Source organism: Collinsella sp. AF31-11, assembly GCF_003475605.1.
Taxonomy (GTDB): Bacteria; Actinomycetota; Coriobacteriia; order Coriobacteriales; family Coriobacteriaceae; genus Collinsella.
Map to the genome: position 1 here is coordinate 208,232 of NZ_QRQS01000001.1, position 15,294 is coordinate 223,525.

15 protein-coding genes are annotated in these 15,294 nt (G+C 59.9%); 5 read left to right on the plus strand and 10 right to left on the minus strand.

What is annotated here, in order from left to right:
• Positions 1-263 precede the first annotated feature (263 nt).
• The gene (locus DWZ22_RS00945) at positions 264-1,241 is read right to left on the minus strand and encodes an undecaprenyl-diphosphate phosphatase (RefSeq protein WP_117735525.1); all 978 of its coding nucleotides are present in this window, start codon (positions 1,239-1,241) and stop codon (positions 264-266) included.
• 246 nt (positions 1,242-1,487) lie between these two features.
• Between DWZ22_RS00945 and DWZ22_RS00950 the strand changes: the two genes are divergently transcribed.
• On the plus strand, positions 1,488-1,925 hold the full coding sequence (locus tag DWZ22_RS00950; RefSeq protein ID WP_055251269.1) for a universal stress protein: 438 nt from the start codon (positions 1,488-1,490) through the stop codon (positions 1,923-1,925).
• A gap of 98 nt (positions 1,926-2,023) precedes the next feature.
• Here DWZ22_RS00950 and DWZ22_RS00955 read toward each other — a convergent pair whose 3' ends face one another.
• The 6 genes from DWZ22_RS00955 to purH all read right to left on the minus strand — a co-directional run bounded on the left by DWZ22_RS00955 (position 2,024) and on the right by purH (position 8,106).
• The gene (locus DWZ22_RS00955) at positions 2,024-3,316 is read right to left on the minus strand and encodes a HipA domain-containing protein (RefSeq protein WP_117735526.1); all 1,293 of its coding nucleotides are present in this window, start codon (positions 3,314-3,316) and stop codon (positions 2,024-2,026) included.
• Positions 3,316-3,606 carry a helix-turn-helix domain-containing protein gene (locus tag DWZ22_RS00960; protein ID WP_082435520.1) on the minus strand — a complete coding sequence of 97 codons (291 nt, stop codon included), beginning with the start codon at positions 3,604-3,606 and terminating at the stop codon, positions 3,316-3,318. The genes DWZ22_RS00955 and DWZ22_RS00960 overlap by 1 nt, the downstream gene beginning before the upstream one ends.
• Before the next feature lie 178 nt (positions 3,607-3,784).
• The gene (locus tag DWZ22_RS00965; protein WP_117735527.1) at positions 3,785-4,828 is read right to left on the minus strand and encodes a sensor histidine kinase; all 1,044 of its coding nucleotides are present in this window, start codon (positions 4,826-4,828) and stop codon (positions 3,785-3,787) included.
• A gap of 9 nt (positions 4,829-4,837) precedes the next feature.
• The gene (locus DWZ22_RS00970) at positions 4,838-5,509 is read right to left on the minus strand and encodes a response regulator transcription factor (protein WP_117794140.1); all 672 of its coding nucleotides are present in this window, start codon (positions 5,507-5,509) and stop codon (positions 4,838-4,840) included.
• Between the two features lie 176 nt (positions 5,510-5,685).
• Positions 5,686-6,393, minus strand: coding sequence for a hypothetical protein (locus DWZ22_RS00975; RefSeq protein WP_233541726.1), 708 nt, complete (start codon positions 6,391-6,393; stop codon positions 5,686-5,688).
• 105 nt (positions 6,394-6,498) lie between these two features.
• A complete protein-coding gene (gene purH, locus DWZ22_RS00980; RefSeq protein ID WP_118405202.1) occupies positions 6,499-8,106 on the minus strand; it encodes a bifunctional phosphoribosylaminoimidazolecarboxamide formyltransferase/IMP cyclohydrolase in 1,608 nt (535 codons plus the stop codon).
• A gap of 276 nt (positions 8,107-8,382) precedes the next feature.
• Between purH and DWZ22_RS00985 the strand changes: the two genes are divergently transcribed.
• The gene (locus tag DWZ22_RS00985; RefSeq protein ID WP_117794142.1) at positions 8,383-9,024 is read left to right on the plus strand and encodes a GNAT family N-acetyltransferase; all 642 of its coding nucleotides are present in this window, start codon (positions 8,383-8,385) and stop codon (positions 9,022-9,024) included.
• Positions 9,025-9,133: 109 nt separating this feature from the next.
• On the opposite strand, the gene DWZ22_RS00990 is transcribed toward DWZ22_RS00985, so the two are convergent.
• Positions 9,134-11,080, minus strand: a complete 1,947-nt coding sequence (locus DWZ22_RS00990) for a DUF2207 domain-containing protein (protein WP_158564847.1) — start codon at positions 11,078-11,080, stop codon at positions 9,134-9,136.
• A gap of 517 nt (positions 11,081-11,597) precedes the next feature.
• Here DWZ22_RS00990 and gluQRS point away from each other — a divergent pair.
• From gluQRS to DWZ22_RS01005, 3 genes are all read left to right on the plus strand, one after another.
• Positions 11,598-12,599: a tRNA glutamyl-Q(34) synthetase GluQRS gene (gene gluQRS, locus DWZ22_RS00995; protein ID WP_118405203.1), complete on the plus strand. Its 1,002-nt coding sequence runs from the start codon at positions 11,598-11,600 to the stop codon at positions 12,597-12,599.
• A 102-nt stretch (positions 12,600-12,701) separates the two neighbouring features.
• A complete protein-coding gene (locus DWZ22_RS01000) occupies positions 12,702-12,968 on the plus strand; it encodes a DUF1778 domain-containing protein (protein ID WP_158550249.1) in 267 nt (88 codons plus the stop codon).
• The gene (locus tag DWZ22_RS01005; protein ID WP_082435587.1) at positions 12,965-13,438 is read left to right on the plus strand and encodes a GNAT family N-acetyltransferase; all 474 of its coding nucleotides are present in this window, start codon (positions 12,965-12,967) and stop codon (positions 13,436-13,438) included. Before DWZ22_RS01000 ends, DWZ22_RS01005 begins: the two co-directional genes overlap by 4 nt.
• Positions 13,439-13,520: 82 nt before the next feature.
• Here the strand turns inward: DWZ22_RS01005 and DWZ22_RS01010 are convergent, their stop codons facing one another.
• Both DWZ22_RS01010 and DWZ22_RS01015 read right to left on the minus strand, forming a co-directional pair.
• Complete coding sequence (locus DWZ22_RS01010; protein WP_233546415.1) at positions 13,521-14,285, minus strand: metallophosphoesterase; 765 nt, start codon at positions 14,283-14,285, stop codon at positions 13,521-13,523.
• Between the two features lie 85 nt (positions 14,286-14,370).
• Complete coding sequence (locus tag DWZ22_RS01015) at positions 14,371-14,610, minus strand: hypothetical protein (protein ID WP_117735535.1); 240 nt, start codon at positions 14,608-14,610, stop codon at positions 14,371-14,373.
• Positions 14,611-15,294: the final 684 nt, after the last annotated feature.

Genomic DNA, 15,294 nt, shown 5'->3' on the forward strand with positions numbered 1-15,294 from the left:
CTGCGGGCAGCGCCATAGTTTGAGCCGTACCAGTATACCGAGCCGCACGGACACCGACGCAAATCACACCACGACTCCGTGCGCCGCCGCCAAACCTGACCCCATTGGACCAATCACGGAGCCACCGATGTCACGGCAACGGTAGCGAGCGGCGGCCAGAGCGAACAAATTGACATGAAAAGAGGGCGGCATAGACCTTTTGGTCATGCCACCCTCTTTGAATGACAAGTTGTCGCTCTGGCCGTCGCGCAACGACAGCTGAGTTAGAGGCCGAGCATAGGCTCCAGAACGAAGAAGTATGCGAGCACTACGATGCCCAGGATGATGCGGTAAACACCGAAGCACTTAAAGTCGTGACGGCGAACGAAGCCCATGAGCCACTTGATGGCGATGAGCGAAACCACAAAGGCCACAACGCAGCCCACGCCCAAGATAGCGACCTCGTTGGCACCGAACGTACCGCCCTTAATAAAGTACTTGACCAGCTTGAGCGCACTCGCGCCAAACATGACAGGGATGGCCAGGAAGAACGTAAACTTGGACGCCACCGAACGCGTGCAGCCCAAAAGCAGGCCACCGATGATGGTGGAGCCAGAGCGCGACGTACCCGGCACCAGCGAGAGCACCTGGAAGCAACCGATGCCCAGTGCGGTCTTCCAGCTCAGGTCCTCGAGCGTAGCGATGGAACCAAAGTCCAGGTTATCGTCATCGTCGTCTGCAGCGGCAGTCGCAGCGGGTGCGGCAAAGTGTGCGCCAGCGGGACGCCCACCCGACGTCACGGCACGAGAACCAAACGAACCGGCAAGAGCAGCCTGTTCGCGCTTGCTCGCGCGCCAGTTCTCGATCACGATAAACAGCACGCCGTATACGATGAGCGCCAGTGCCACGACGGGAGCATTGTAGAAATGCTCCTCCATCCAGTCGTTGAGCGGCAGACCGATTGCCGCGGCGGGAATGCAGCCGAGCACAATCTTGCCCCACAGCACCCAGGTGTCGCGACGGCCCTCCTTGCCCTTGCTGGGAGAAAACGGGTTAAGGTCGTAGAAGAACAGGACGCAGACGGCCAAAATGGCGCCAAGCTGGATCACGACCAGGAACATATTCCAGAACGTCTCGCTCACGTTCATCTTGACGAACTCGTCCACCAAGATCATGTGACCAGTCGACGAAACAGGCAGCCATTCGGTGATGCCCTCGACCAGGCCCATAAAGGCAGATTTTAGAAGCTCGATGATATCCAAAGGGACCCCCTCGTTAGACACCCGCCGATATTATTCTGCGGACGGTGCGGGCGATATCCCATTATCAACCGTACGGGCGCGTCTGCGCCTACCCTTACCAAAAAACTCGCCCGTTCACAGAATTGCGAGCGGTCAAACCCAAATCCTTGGGTATAACTGCAACAAGATAAAGTGTCCGGCGGCCACGCATCCGCGCCCGCCCGATGCACGAGCCCAGCGCCCGTGCGATAGACCAAGGAGGAAACCATGAACGAGGGCTACACCAAGGTATTTGTTTCACTCGACGGTACTGAGCAGCAGGATTTTGTGCTCGCACGCGCCATCAAGGTCGCCGCAAACAACGGTGCCAAGCTGATTATCGGCCACGTTATCGATTCCACGGCGCTCGAGAGCGCCGGTTCCTATCCGGTCGATCTGGTCAACGGTCTGGAGGAGGCATTTAACAACTCCATCGCCAAGCAGCTCGAAGAGGCCAAGGCCAATCCTGATATTCCCGAGGTCGAGGTCATGATCCGCGCCGGTCGTATTCGCGAGACGCTCAAAGACGAGATGCTCGACGTGGTCAAGCCCGACCTGGTGCTCTGCGGCGCCCGCGGCCTGTCCTCGATCAAGTATGCGCTACTGGGCTCGATTTCGACGTTCCTGCTACGCAACACCGACTGCGACATCTTGGTCGTGAAGTAGCGTTGCTCCCACCGGCCGCGGGGCCTTCGCAGCCTTACTTCAGCGAGCTGGCTGATAAGAAAGATGGCGTGCCGCCCCGATCGGGGCGGCACGTTTTGTTATGAGGCGATCCTGCTTAGACGGGCTTGTACTTCTGGAATGATCTTCTCGAACATTACCTCCGCCTCGGGAAAACCATCTTCTTTGAGACCGCGCGCGGCGTCTCTTAGTGCGTCTGGAACCTCATTGCAGGTGTCGGCTATCATCCCGGCAACGATTCCCGCGGGCAAACCCGCCTCGATCATTTGGTTCATCACCGATCCGCGCGTTACATCGTCGATCTTCCGGCTCCCACCAAACGAGACGCCCATCTCGCGAACAAGGCTGGGGTAAACCGTTGTGCACAGCACGTCATAGAGCGGCGCCAACCTCACTTGTTTCCAACTTTCGTCCCACACGAGCGACCAGTTCTTAAGATGGTTATCGCAGTTACCTACGGCATAATCGAACAGCTGGTTATAGCCGATAAGGAACCTATCCTCCATTTGATTAGTCGACACCCTTCGCACCGCATCGACGATAAGTCCCAGATAATTGACGCCCGTCGGCTCATATTTAAGCTCACGCGAGATACCCTTGGCCTGACAAACATCTTCCTGGTGCAAACGATATGGAATTGGCAATCCATCAACCGAGCGTCCGTCATCCGACGTTACTCGATCAAATCGCTTCACAGCGATAATCGGCTCGGCGTCCTCAACCCGGATTAGAAAGCATTCTTCGGCCGATAGGTCCATCAGAGATGCGGCTCTAACGCACATTGCTTCACACACCGTCTCGCCCGGAAACGTTTTCGACCCCGCCTTGAGGATGTGCGTAGATGGAGCCGCTCCATGAGGCAGGTACCATCCGCCGCACGGGTCATCGCCCGTATGGTAAAGGCCAACCTTCGCCTGAGCACCCGCAAGGGAGATTCGACTCTCTAGCGCTAAGTCAAAAGCAACCTCCGCCGGTGCGTATGCCAGCCTGCTTAGCCGCTCCCCATCTATCTCTTCATAGCCCATTTCGAGACCCTCGGCCGAAGGCTCTCGCGTCAAAACAAGAGCGCCGACGGGTTCATCGCGGACCAAATCGAGCACCTTAAAGTAATCTCCGCGTTCCGCTCGCGCCCTTTTCTCGAGGTCCCTATTAAGCTGCCCCTCTGGAATGATGCCAGAGAAAAAGGAGCCCGTTACGTCCGGGCTGAACGCCTCGGCCGACAAAGGCAGCGAGGCCGAAATCGGGGCCGCATCAGCACTCTCGAGATACTTGGGGTCATAGGCGAATATCGGAAGCCCGGCGTTTTCCTCTAATACGCCAACCAGCTGGTAGGAACCATTAAACTCACGATGAACGAACAGTGCGCCATCCATTATTTTCCCCTCACCTTCAGAATAAAATCGATATCCACGATGGAGGCGTAGTCGAAAATGACGCCAATTTCGACCGTTGTCCGCCCCCGCTCGATATCACCGATCACACGAAGGCTGCGACCCGTCATAGTCGCGACGTCACGTTGAGTTAAGCCAAGCTCACGCCTTCTGAGCCTGAGGGCCTTCCCCATCTCGGCCGGATCGAAAACCATGCGCTCCGAGAAAGCAGCTTCTGACGGCTTGAGCTTGATGCGCCCATCCAGCTTTTTAATCGTTGTCACTGTTCTCATGATGCTCCTAGCTATATTCCTATTCGTGAACACAGTATAAAACTACTAAGCTATGTTCATGTACGAGAATATAGTATCGACTTCATTAGCAATGTTCCCGTTCAGGAATATAGTTGTTAAAAGCCCCCGATTTGTTCCCAGACGGGAAGATTCCGATCGGCCGCGCCATACGGGCCGGCTACTCAAAGTATTGGAACTTGTTCGTCGAGAAGGCAAACGTAACGACAAAGCCTTCGCCGGGGTCGGACGCTGCGGTGACGTCGATGCCCATCTTGGAGCACAGGCGCGCCACCAGGTAGAGGCCGATGCCCGTTGCACGCTTGGTGGTGCGGCCATTGTCGCCGGTAAAGCCCTTCTCGAACACGCGTGGCAGGTCTGCCGCACACACGCCGCAGCCGTTATCGGCGACGGCAAGCTCAATGCGCTCGCTTGCCAAGCCCTCGTCCAGCAACGCGCCCGAAAACACGATCTTCGCGCCGTCCTCGCACGCATATTTAATGCTGTTCTGAATGAGCTGGCCCAGGATAAACTCGAGCCACTTCTCGTCGGTAAAGACCTCGAAATCGAGGTTCTCGCACACCGGAGCCACGTGCGCCGCAATGAGCTCGCGCGCGTTGGCCTTAATCGCACCCGCCACCAAGGTCTTAAGATCCCAGCGGCGAATCAGGTAATCGCGCTCCACGACTTCCGAGCGCGCATAGTACAGCGCCTGGTCGATATAGCGCTCCACGCGATCCAGCTCGCGACCCAGGTCATCCACGCGCGACAGGTCGTCTTCGCTGCCGTCCAAGTTTTCCAAAATCAGATGGGCTGCCGCCAGGGGCAGCTTGGCCTCGTGGACCCAGCTCTCGATATAGTCGCGATAGTCATCGGTCTGACGCCGGCCTTCGGCAACCTCATCGCAAGCGGCTTTGCCCACCCGGCGCAGAACCTCGTACTCGAGCTCGCCCTCGGCATAGGTTGGGCATTGCACCATCTCCTGCACCCACGCGGGGCTCTCCAGCTCCTCGGCCGCACGCTCCAGCTGGTGCAGAAAGCGGCGACGGCGCGCATATTCGATCACGATACCCAGTACGCCAAAGATAAAGGACACGCCAACCGCCACGATCACGATGGATGCGGGGGCGCCGGCCACCGTCAGCACAAAGCAGCTCAGTAGCACGCCGCACGTCCACACGGCAACGGGCAGCAACGCGTCTTTAAAGAACTTGCCAAACGACATGGCCGGACCCTAAACCGAATAGCCTTGGCCGCGGTGCGTGGTGAGGTACCCCTTGACGCCGATCTTGTCGAGCGTCGCACGCAAGCGATTGATATTGACGGTGAGCGTGTTGTCGTCCACAAAGGCATCGGAATCCCACAGGTCCTGCATGATGGCCGAGCGCGAGACAATCTTGCCCACGCGACCCAAGAGCAGCGAGAGAATGCGCAGTTCGTTTTTGGTGAGCTCGGTACTGTCACCGGTTGCCGTATTGGTGACCGTGGAGCGGGCAAGGTCGAGCTCCAACCCCTTGTGGACCATGGTGCTGTGCTCGCCTGCCGACGTGGTGCGGCGCAGCAGCGCGTTGATGCGCGCCACGAGCACGCGCGCGCTATAGGGCTTGGAAATAAAGTCGTCCGCGCCGAGTGTCATGGCCATGACCTCGTCGATTTCGGTCGTGCGCGACGTAAGGACGATGATGGGGACCTCGGATTCGCGGCGGACTTCGTGGCAGATGTGCTGGCCGTCTTTGACAGGAAGCGTGAGGTCGAGCAGCACCAGGTCGGGCGCGGCAGCGAGAATATCGCGCGAGACGTGCTCAAACGATTCGCAGGACTCGACCTCAAAACCAGCACGGGCAAGGATGTCGGCGAGCTCGCGACGAATGGGCTCGTCGTCCTCAACGATATAGATCAGCGCCATGGATTACGCTCCCCTCTTAGTTGTCTTACAGCCATTATTGCCGCGAAGTCGCCGGCACGCGCCTCGCGCGGCAACAAGGTGACAGAACTGTTCGCGAACGAAAGGTTCGACTCGCCCTCGCTCGCAACGGGTGCGGGGATCAAATGATTATAAAATCCCCGCGCCAGAAAAATCATTTAGCGGCGGGCGCGGAGCTTTTCGTAACCGTCGGCGAAGAAGGTGACCATAGCAGCGTCCGCCTCGGCAGCGTCGGCATCGGCAGCGGGAACCACGCCGTGCTCGTCGCTCACCAGAAACAAAGCACCCTTGAGCTGCGCGGGAATGTCTACGCGCGTGACCGAGATGCCCTTGGTCTGGGCCAGCTGCTCGATGAGCGTCGCCGTACCGCACAGGCACTCGTCCGCCGGCGCCACAAAGGCCAGCTCTCCGTCGTTGACGGAAGCGAGCAACTCGGGCGCCACGCCGGTTTCGTCGGCCTCGGAGCGGGCCTCGGCAGAGCGGGCACGCAGCGCCTTGGCCGAAGTATCGGCCAGCGGCTCGTACTCGCCCACCGTCATGGCGGCATTGCCGTTGACGTCGATCACTAGCATGAGCACGCCGTCGTGCGCGGTGTAATCGCCCTCGGCAAGCGACCACTCAACGTGCTGCTTTGCCCAGCTGAGCATGTTACGGGTGAGCGGCTCGCCCTGCACCAAGCGCTCGGACAGCGCACGGATGTGACGGTTGAGCATGGGTACCTTTTTGTTGGACATGCGCCACCGGCACACGAGCGCGGGCTCGTCGAGCGTAAACTTCTCAACCGCCTCCTGATTGGCGCAAAAGTCCTCGTACGCGCGCTGGTCCTCGGCATTGCCAAACAGCTCGGCATCATCAATCTGGGGCATGGTCATCCCTTTCGTGTTAGTCATTCCGTCCTCTTATACCAAAAAGACGGCCCTCCAAACGGAGCGGCCGTCTTTTGCAGAGATTATTTTGTCCCGTGGCGAAACTTAGTGCCTAAAGTGGCGGGCGCCCGTAAACACCATAGCGATATTGTGCTCGTTGCAGGCCTGGATACTCTCGTCGTCGCGCTTGGAGCCGCCGGGCTGGATGATGCAGGTCACGCCGTGAGCGGCAAGCACGTCGACGTTGTCGCGGAACGGGAAGAACGCATCGCTTGCGCAGGCAAAGCCGCCCTTCTCCACGCCCTCGCGCTCGCAGAAGTCCTCGGCGCGCTCGCAGGCAAGCAGCGCGGAGTCAACGCGGTTGGGCTGACCCGGGCCCATGCCAATGCCGGCCTTGCCCTTGGAGACCAGAATGGCGTTGGACTTAACGCCCTTGCAGACCTTCCAGGCAAACTCGAGCTCGGCCATCTCGGCGTCGGTGGGCTTGCGGTCGGTGGGGAACGTAAAGGTCGCGGGGTCCTCGGTCACGTGGTCGACCTCCTGCACCAGCATGCCGCCGTCGATGGAGCGCAGCTCCACCTTGGCGCCGTGGTCCACGCCGCCGGTAGCCAGCACGCGCAGGTTGGGGCGCTTGGCCATGCGCTCGAGCGCCTCGGCGGTGTAACTCGGGGCGATGATGACCTCAACGAACTGCTTGTTCTGATCGGCAAAGTGCTCAACCAACTCAAAGGGAACCTCGCGGTTGCAAGCGATGATGCCGCCAAAGGCGCTCTTGGGATCGCAGGCAAAAGCGCGGTCGTAGGCAGCCGTGATGTCCTCTGCAACGGCGGAACCGCAGGGGTTCTGGTGCTTGAGGATCACACAGGCAGGCTCGTCGAACTCGCGGACCAGGTTCCAAGCGGCGTCGGCGTCCAGATAGTTGTTGTAGCTGAGCGGCTTGCCCTGAATCTGCTCGGAGCCAACGAGCGGGAACTGCGAGCTCGCGGTGTTCTCGCAGCCCTCGGCAAAGCGATAGACCGTGGCCTTTTGCTGCGGGTTCTCGCCATAGCGCAGGTCGTCGACCTTCTCGAGCGAAACCTCGAGCCTGGCAGAAGTGTCCGCCACGTCGCCTGCCTGGGCGGCAAGCCAACGGGAGATAGCCGTGTCGTAGGCGGCAGTGGTCTGGTAGACCTTCACCTGCAGACGACGACGGGTGGAAAGCGTGGTGCAACCGCCGGTCTCGTGCATCTCTGCCAGGACGGCGTCGTAGTCGGCCGGATCGGAGATGACGGTAACGCTCGCAGCGTTCTTGGCGGCAGAGCGCAGCATGGAGGGACCGCCGATGTCGATGTGCTCGATGGCGTCCGCAAAGGTGACCTCGGGGTTGGCGACGGTCTTCTCGAACTCGTACAGGTTGACGACGACCAGGTCGATCAGCTTAATGCCGTGCTGAGCCGCCTCCTGCATGTGCTGCTCGGAATCGCGGCGGGCCAGCAGCGCGCCGTGAACCTTGGGGTGCAGGGTCTTAACGCGGCCGTCCATCATCTCGGGATAGCCCGTGAACTCCTCGATGGGGGTCACGGGAACGCCCGCATCCTCGATAGCACGAGCCGTACCGCCCGTAGAGATGATCTCGACGCCAAAGTCATCGACCAGCGTCCGTGCGAAATCGACGACGCCCGTCTTATCGGTAACCGAGATCAACGCGCGGGCGATCTTCACATCAGATCCCATGCAGTCCTCCTGTCTGGTACGCCGCCGTGCTCTGTGAGTCGGTGATACGTCGATCTGCAGCGCTCGCGCAGCGGCATTGAAAATACTGATTTAATGTAGCGCATCGAGCGCATCGATGCACCCCGCAACGGCCGCATGTGCAGAAAAAGCTTGCGAGCGGAGGGTATGGTGCGGCACCGGGCACGGTGAGTTCATGGAACACAGGGGCACCATAATTAGATGCCAATGGCGTGGTAGAACTGTGCTCGATATGCATCCGCAAAAGAAAGAGGCACCATGGTCTCGCGGGTTCTCTACCGACCGTTTGACACCGAAGACTTCGACGCCATCGCGCTGATTCTGCAGCAGCTTTGGCATAACAATTCGGATAACGATGAGTACAACCGCCTCGAGGCCGCGTGCGACCTCGCCTATTGCCTTTCGTCGTCGACGTTTTCGCAGGTTGCCGTCATCGACGGTCAGGCGCGCGGCATCGCGCTCGCGCGTGCGGGGCAAAGCTCCGGCGCCACCGTCAAGGAACATTGGATGGATACCGAGCGCGCGCTGCTATCGCAGATGCGCGAGCTGGAGCCCGATGCCTGCGCCGAGTATCTCTCGTTTGTGCGCGCAACCATCCGCACCAACAACCGTCTGCTCGAAAGCAGCCCCCTGCCACACGACAACGAGGTCACGCTGCTTGCCGTGGATCGCGATGTCCATGGCTTGGGCGTCGGCTCGGTGTTGCTCGATGCTGCGGTCTCGCACCTGTCCTCGCGCGGAGCGACGAGGGCGCACCTGTACACCGACTCCAACTGCTCGTGGAAGTTCTACGAGCTGCACGGCTTTAAGCGCACGGCAACGCACCGCGCCAACCGAGAAGAGCGCCGCCACGACATGCCGCGCGAAAGCTTCCTCTACGAGCTGGACCTAACCGCCTAAACCCGGCAGCCACACCTAGTCATTCAAGAACGTCCCATCTCGGCACATAAGAAAGGGACGGGCTTCCCCGACGGCTGTCGAGAAAAGCCCATCCCGTAATTTAGGACCGCTAGAACGTTCCGCCGCCGCCTCCGCCGGCACCGCCGCCTCCGCCGCCCGAGAAGCCACCGCCTCCGCCGCCGCTCGAGCTGTCGGAACTCGAAGCCAGCTCGCGGATGGTCTCGTGATACACATCGTTGAACGAATCGAGCGGAGACTCGTTGCCGTAGTGATGGTAATACCACCAGTAGCAGGGGTAGTTGTCGTAGAAATCGTCGCTATTGCGCAGGTCCGCAGGCACTGCCTCGGCCAGCTGTCGCAGCACTTCTTTCGAAACGCCCAGCGCCACGCCCATCACCAGCAGTTTGTTCCACAAGATCAGGTCGCTGGGGATGGCCTCCTTCAGGCGCGTAAAGTCCTCGAGCCAATGCTTGAGCGCCTTGCAGCGAGCCGCCACCTCGGCGCCCTCCGGCGTGTAACGGCGGAAGGTGCAGCTCAGGACAAAACCCACAATCGTGACGGGGATCGAGATCATAGCGGCACCGACGTTGGCGTCCGCAAAGTCGGTATAGAACAGAGAACCCAAAATGCCAAAGACAATGATGATGCCGAGAACCAGGCCGGCCACCATCGCGATAGTGCCATCCGATGCGATAAACTCGCGCTCCTCCAGCTTGCCCTTAACCGTGCTCTGATAGTCCTCGAGCTTGTCGCCAACAGATTCAGTACGCTCGCTGGCATACTCCTCCAGCTCGCTAAACGTGCGCGAACGGACGCCGTCTTTATCGGGCTTAACGCCAGCGAAGAAGACCTTGAGCACGTCGCGATCGATGCCGTCCTTCTTGGCAGCCTTCCAGGCCTCGTCGGTCACTGTGATGCGATACGTCCGCTCCTCTTTTTCGCGACGGAGCAGACCCTTCTTCTTGGTCTCGGTCGCTTCTTCTAGCTTGATCACGCGGTCGTCGGTCAGCTTCATCAGCGTGGCGATATATGCCTGATCGGGCACGTCGTTCCAGCTCATAAGAGCTGCAAGCACCGCGGGATGGTCGGCCGAGGGCACGTCGCGGAAGTATTCATCTTGGAAAAGCGGCTTTGGCTTGCGACGGCGCAGCTTGAGCACGACGATTACGCCGGTAAAGGTCACCGCCGCGACAACACTTACCGCGGCAAGCGTATTTGCGATCATGCGGGCGCGGGCGCGGCGGGCGTTGGCCTCCTCGGCCCATGTCTTCTCCTCGCTCAGGATTGTCGGCATGCGCTCCTCGCTCGAGGCGGAAAGTCCTGGCACCCAGTCGCTGGGGAAGGCGATGCGCGCCTCGGCAAATTCGCCCTCGTGCACGCACGGAATGGTGTAGGTGACCATGGGTTTGTCCGCATCGAGCGATACGTCGCCCGTCAGCGGGCCGTGGCCCCATGCGCGGAAGTTATCGCCCTTGCTCGCTGGCGTTCCGATGGCACCGTCCGCGAAGTAAACTTCCATCTCGACGTCGTCGGAATTCGCAGACCAGCCGTCACCCACGAACTTCCAGTAGAGCTCGGCGGTATCGGCCCAGTTCATAACCGCACCGGTCATGGTGTAGCTCACGTAATAGATCGCGCTGTCGTCGCTCTCGTGGGGGCTGAAAACCTTGATCCTTACGCTGCCGTCGGACTGCTCAACCGTATAGACGCCGCTGTCGCCTTTGTTTGCATAGTCGACCCTGCTAAACGCGGCATCGTCTTCCTCGACGCTCAGCACATCGACGCCCGCCGTGCCGCCCTGCTGGTTGGTGCCCGTATTGATATCCCAATACACGCCGTTGATATCGTCATCGAAATCAAACTGGCGTCCCTCGACAACGGTCAGCGATCCATCGGCTTCAACCGTGGCACCGATATAGGTTTGGGTCATGGAGTAGCCGTCGGCGTGCGCGGCGGCAGGCAGTAGCAACAACGCAAGCGCGACGAGTGCGCAGACGGAAGCGAATCGCGCAAACAGGTGGCGCTGCCGGCAGGTCTTGGCAACGGGGGCGTTCATAGGCACATCCTTTGTCTGTGATACCAGTAGCGTCATTGTCCCACGTTTGCGGGTTCATGTGACGAACATCTAGGTCAGCGGAGTGTCAAAACGGGACAAAAGTCACGCCCGCACCCCGGCAGTTAGTCATTGGGGACGTTCTTAAATGACTAGTCATTAGGGACACTCCTTGGCATGGCCCGCGCCAGCAATAGATACCACTTCACAGCACCGTCACAGGTGTAGCGGCTTTGTGTGGGCGCGGCACGCGCTGATTGAGCCGCCAACCGAGGGGCATAAAGCAGTTGAGCGAAAACGGTTGCCCCTTTCCCGTTCGCTCGAGGATCATGTCCCCCTTTTCCGCGGAAACCCCGGCAGTTGCGAAGAGCTGCCGGGGTTTCTGTCGTTTGAGAGGTTGGGCTGGCGGGCGGCGATCGAGCTGTCGAGCCGGTGGTTCGACACGCGCAACGCGCGGCCTCGGCAACTTGCAGGCCACGGCAACGTCTCCCCCACCGCGCCCCGCGCTATACTCGTCCGCATGGATATCAACGCACGCAACATAGCAACACCCGCCGCGGTCGCACCGGCAACGGCAGTGCCCACCCCCGTCGTGGGCCGCTTTGCCCCGTCGCCCTCGGGCCGCATGCACCTGGGCAACGTGTTCAGTTGCTTGTGCGCGTGGCTTTCGGCCCGCAGCCAGGGCGGCAGCATCGTGTTGCGCATCGAGGACCTCGACGATCGCTGCAAGCGACCGGAGCTTGCCGTTCAACTGATTGACGACTTGGCCTGGCTGGGGCTCGAGTGGGACGAAGGCCCCTACTATCAGCACGATCGCCTAGACCTGTACGAAGCCGCCTTGCGCCAGCTGCAAGACGCCGGCCTCACCTATCCCTGCTTTTGCACGCGCGCCGAGCTCCACGCCGCAAGCGCGCCGCACGCCAGCGACGGCACGCCCATCTACCGCGGCGCCTGCCGCGCTCTTTCTGCCGAAGAAGTTGCACGCCGCAGTGCTCTGCGCGCCCCGGCCACACGCCTGCGCGTGCCCGCCGTCGATGACCTCGCCGACGACGTGGTCGAATTTGTTGACCGCACGTACGGCGCCCAATGCGAAGCACTCGCCACCGAGTGCGGCGACTTTTTGGTCCGCCGCAGCGACGGCGTTTTTGCCTATCAGCTAGCCGTGGTGGTCGACGACGCCGCCATGGGTGTTACCGAGGTCGTGCGCGGATGCGACCTGCTGGGCTCCACGCCCCGCCAGATCTACCTGCAGCATCTGCTGGGACTTGCCACGCCGCACTACGCGCACATTCCGCTGCTCATGTCGCCGGACGGCCGCCGCCTTTCCAAGCGCGACCGCGATCTGGACCTAGGCGAACTCCGCGCCCGCTTTGGCACGCCCGGAGCGCTGCTGGGCTGGCTCGCCGGACAAACGGGCATCGCGCCGGACACCACACCGCGCTCTGCCGAGCAGCTGGCCGAGCACTTTAGCTGGGACGTCATCCGCGCACACCGCGAGAACATCACCGTAATGGCCGAGTAGTCAAATACGCCCCGCCCCCTCGCCCCCCTCAACGAGGACATAATTCTGCGTCTTGTTATGTACGGAATAATTCCGTACAATTGTGCCAAGGAGGTTTTTGCCATGCCAACGATTGAGAAACAACGCCGTATGGATCTAAGGTTGACCGAACGTCAACGCCTTACTTACGAGCGCGCCGCGGCCTTGCGCGGGCAAACTCTCACCCAATGGGCCACAGCCCACCTTGACGAGAGCTCCGCACGTGATATCGCCGAGGCATCAACAACCTATCTTTCTCCTGATGGTTTCGATGCATTTTGCGAAATGCTCGATTCCCCCATGCCCCAAGCCGCAAAAGCGCTGCTTGACCGTAAAGCGGTTTGGGAATGAGCACATTTACCAAGCCCGTTCAACTCCCCGTTGGCCAAGGCATCGAGGCTTTCCACTGCGGAAATACTCTTGTAGACGGATGGGCTAAAAACAGATCAGCCTCGGCGCGAAGAAGAGGATCAGCAGTTATATACGCATCGTATTGCGACGGCGCAGTCGCTGGGTTTTATACGTTGTGCACGCACTCCGTGGCTCGCGAAAATGTTGATGGAGGATGGTTCGTGCGAAACTCCCCCTCCCAAGTCCCCACAGTGCTGCTTGGAATGATGGGGGTCGATGAGAAGTTCAAGGGGCTTGGTCTTGGAGCTTCACTGCTCAAAGATGCCATCGAGAACGCCTTGAAAATTTCTGCCCTAGCAGGAGCGCGAGCTTTAGTTGTCGATCCAGTAGATGATGAGGCGGCAGCATTCTATGAACATTTTGGCTTCGCCACCCTACCGGGCACCAACCGAATGGCGCTGAAACTTTAGATCGTCGGGCGACATCTCCTCCAGCTCCCAGCATGCCCTAAGTTACCCTACAAATAAAGATCACTACTGAAATGTAGGGTAACTACCCAAGGTATCGTATGAAGTTCTCGCTATGCCCACCCCTACGCAACATCCCAGGGCTGGAGTTCGTCGCCCAGGCGAACGATGCAGTCGTAGAGCACGGTATGGCGCTCGGCCGGGTTGGCATCCCGATGGAAATGCCCGTAATACCAGCGCTTGTAGTCCAAGCGATCTTCCAGCTCATCGAAAAATGCCGTAAGCCGATCAACGGCGGGGTAATTCCAGCCGGACGCCGGATAGAACGTGGACGAAAGCATGCGCGTGGAGCAGTGTGGGTGATTACGTAGTCGACCTTCCAGCCCACGCTGCCGAGCTTTGTCCGTGCCTCCTCAAAGTTGCGCTCGTCCGGCAGCTCCTGCGGCCACCAGCTGGAATACGGTATGCAGTTTTCCTTGTCAACACTCGTGGCACCGCCCATGGTAAAGATCGTTGAGCCATCGAGTTCCAAAACCTCGCCGCGCGTCAGGCGCCGTACGGGAGAGGTATCCGACAGGCGCTGCGTCAGCCCACCGTGCCACAACTCCATGGGTCGCTCCGCCCAGTGATCGAAACGCTCGTGGTTGCCGTCGATGAACAGCACGGTATAGGGGCGCGACTCCAGCCAAGCGATGTCGGCGCATTCCTCGGCAGAGAAATCCCACAGAAAGCCAAAGTCGCCCGCGATGATGAGATAGTCGTCGCTCGTCAAACTATCCCCAAGATCCCAGTCGCGCAGCTTTTGCATGTCGACGCCGCCGTGAATATCGCCCGTCACATAGACCGTCATCGGATCACCACTTCCCTGTAAGTCGCTAGCCCGCATTCTGCACGATCACTAAGCCAACCGTTCCAGCCCTTCCATCCCTTAGGGCTTACCCCTCGTTCTTCCATCCAAACGGGTCAAGCACCCAAAAAACCAGATCGAGCGCGCTGCCGGTCATCATGGCGCCGGCAAGGGCCATGCAAATGTGTAGAGAGACGGCACTTCGGAGCACGTCGAACGGCCCCAGAACAGCCAGCAGCGCGACCGCTGCGCCGGCAAGGCACAGCACGAGGCACGGCCCCGCGTCCTTGACGTACTTCTTTGCGAGATGCTTGGTGTTGTCACTCATTACTATCGAGCTCCTTAGAGGGTCGTTGTTCAGGTACATGCCGCCGCGGCAGAACAGGGCGACAGGGTAAGTGTCACATGTCGTGCAGACATCAATAAAGAAACCGCCTGCTCGACCAACCCTTGACGCCGTTTTGCACCGGCACCCCATCCCCCGCTATCGAGGTCTAATACTTTTCCCGAGAAGTGAACGGCTGTTTTTGGACCCCTGAAACATCCGCATTTTTCGGCCGCAAAATCGCAGGATTTCAGCACCGAAACCGCAGGAAACGACACACTGTTAGCGCCGGGCGATTTTAGCCGCTAATAGTCAACCGATTTTGACCAATCCCGGTCACCGAATAATGGCCACCGTGCCTCCCCGCCGCCACTACGCTGGTGGCGCCAACACGCCGCCCTCGACAGGCTGCTCGACAAGGCGTCGGTGTTCGTGATGCGGGGCCCGAGCTACCGCGGCAGGGGGCTCGACACGTACTCGGTGGAGGCCGTCCCCCAGGCGGTGAAGGTGAGGGGGATCCAGCCCGAGGGGATGTAGGAATGCGATAGGAAAGTCATAGATGCGGGCGTGTTGGCCAAAATGGGTCGGCCGGGATTGGTCAATCTCGGCCGACTATATTTGGCTAAATTTTTCCGACACTAACAACACTCAAAGTGTCGATGCTTCGGCGGTCCGATTTAGCTCGTT

Coding starts and splice junctions, on each gene's coding strand:
- DWZ22_RS01010 (WP_233546415.1), bottom strand. CDS start 14,285: ATGACGGTCTATGTGACGGGCGATATTCACGGCGGCGTCGACATGCAA.
- DWZ22_RS00960 (WP_082435520.1), bottom strand. CDS start 3,606: ATGAGAACAGTGACAACGATTAAAAAGCTGGATGGGCGCATCAAGCTC.
- DWZ22_RS00990 (WP_158564847.1), bottom strand. CDS start 11,080: ATGAACGCCCCCGTTGCCAAGACCTGCCGGCAGCGCCACCTGTTTGCG.
- DWZ22_RS00955 (WP_117735526.1), bottom strand. CDS start 3,316: ATGGATGGCGCACTGTTCGTTCATCGTGAGTTTAATGGTTCCTACCAG.
- DWZ22_RS00965 (WP_117735527.1), bottom strand. CDS start 4,828: ATGTCGTTTGGCAAGTTCTTTAAAGACGCGTTGCTGCCCGTTGCCGTG.
- DWZ22_RS00950 (WP_055251269.1), top strand. CDS start 1,488: ATGAACGAGGGCTACACCAAGGTATTTGTTTCACTCGACGGTACTGAG.
- DWZ22_RS01005 (WP_082435587.1), top strand. CDS start 12,965: ATGAGCACATTTACCAAGCCCGTTCAACTCCCCGTTGGCCAAGGCATC.
- DWZ22_RS00970 (WP_117794140.1), bottom strand. CDS start 5,509: ATGGCGCTGATCTATATCGTTGAGGACGACGAGCCCATTCGTCGCGAG.
- purH (WP_118405202.1), bottom strand. CDS start 8,106: ATGGGATCTGATGTGAAGATCGCCCGCGCGTTGATCTCGGTTACCGAT.
- DWZ22_RS00985 (WP_117794142.1), top strand. CDS start 8,383: ATGGTCTCGCGGGTTCTCTACCGACCGTTTGACACCGAAGACTTCGAC.
- DWZ22_RS01000 (WP_158550249.1), top strand. CDS start 12,702: ATGCCAACGATTGAGAAACAACGCCGTATGGATCTAAGGTTGACCGAA.
- gluQRS (WP_118405203.1), top strand. CDS start 11,598: ATGGATATCAACGCACGCAACATAGCAACACCCGCCGCGGTCGCACCG.
- DWZ22_RS01015 (WP_117735535.1), bottom strand. CDS start 14,610: ATGAGTGACAACACCAAGCATCTCGCAAAGAAGTACGTCAAGGACGCG.
- DWZ22_RS00975 (WP_233541726.1), bottom strand. CDS start 6,393: ATGCCCCAGATTGATGATGCCGAGCTGTTTGGCAATGCCGAGGACCAG.